Source organism: Neisseria sp. P0019.S002 (assembly GCF_051957155.1).
Lineage (GTDB): Bacteria > Pseudomonadota > Gammaproteobacteria > Burkholderiales > Neisseriaceae > Neisseria > Neisseria perflava.
The window spans coordinates 1-536 of record NZ_JBQCWS010000056.1 but is presented as its reverse complement, the minus strand read 5'-3'; the positions used below and the strand labels follow the sequence as shown (position 1 = coordinate 536).

The window sequence follows — 536 nt, the reverse complement described above, 5'->3', positions numbered from 1 at the left end:
AATGGTAGCGTCGTGCCGCCGATAAGGAGCAAGCGGAAGCACAGGCCAAGCTGGCCCAATACGCCCTGACTGGCGAACTTTCCGACCGCGACCCGTTCTAAGCGGCGCGCTATGCCAAAGCTGCTGCCGAGAAAGACCACCCCTAAACGCTAAAAATCACGGGCGACCTCTACCGCGACGGCCTCGGCAGCAAAGCCGACAACCATATCGCGCACGATTACTACCACCGTGCCGCCGCACTGGGTTCTGCCGCCGCGGCACAAAAACTCATCGGCGACGCCGCACTGTACCATCCGCAACAATACGAACAAATCAAAACAGCCGCCCTGCAACAGCAACAAATCGAAACCATCTACCGTTTGGCAGAAGCACAAGCCCACGCCATCGGCCATCCTGCCGACTACAATACCGCGCGCAAAAACCACATGGAAACGGCCGAGTTCCATCATAAAAATGCGGCGGCAGCCTTAGGTCGCATTCTACCATTACGGTCTCGGTACGGCGCAAGACCCTCGGTCGGCCGCCCACTGGTACGC

At 59.0% G+C, this 536-nt stretch carries 1 pseudogene; it reads left to right on the top strand.

Annotated elements, in window-relative coordinates:
- Positions 1-8: 8 nt before the first annotated feature.
- Positions 9-536: pseudogene (locus ACTHTY_RS11525) on the top strand (hypothetical protein); the annotation flags it as partial.